Origin of the sequence: Streptococcus oralis (assembly GCF_004127215.1) — a bacterium.
Taxonomy (GTDB): domain Bacteria; phylum Bacillota; class Bacilli; order Lactobacillales; family Streptococcaceae; genus Streptococcus; species Streptococcus oralis_BD.
Genome location: NZ_QEWJ01000086.1, coordinates 1 through 431, shown reverse-complemented (window position 1 = coordinate 431; position 431 = coordinate 1). Strand labels below are relative to the sequence as shown.

Here is a 431-nt window from a genome sequence, read left to right as displayed (position 1 = left end):
AGTCGGGCTGGAACAGGCCGACGGTTTCCATCGTGTAGGCCCGCGCGACGCGCCCGGCCATGGCGATCAGCATCTCGCCACTGACCGCGCAATCCTGATGCGCAAGATAGCCGACGGCGGGTGCGACCAGCTCCGGATCCATCGGCGGATAGGCGCTGGTGTCCAGCCCTTCGGCCATGCGGGTGACGGCACCGGGCAGGATGATGTTGCTCTTCACCCCACGGGCCGCGCCCTCGATCGCGGCGACGTTGGACAGGCCGATCATCCCCGCCTTGGCGACGCTGTAATTGACCACGCCGGCATTGCCGTAGAGGCCGTTGATCGATCCGGTGAGGACGATGCGGCCATAGTTCGCCGCACACATATGCGTGAAGGCGGCGCGCACGACATGGAAGGCGCCGCGCAGATGAACGTCGAGCACGGTCTCGAAA

Annotated in this window: 1 protein-coding gene; it reads right to left on the bottom strand. The window is 66.1% G+C overall.

Annotation, left to right across the window (positions count from 1 at the left end):
• On the bottom strand, positions 1–431 hold a 431-nt coding region (locus DF216_RS10510), incomplete at both ends, for an SDR family NAD(P)-dependent oxidoreductase (RefSeq protein WP_129326786.1).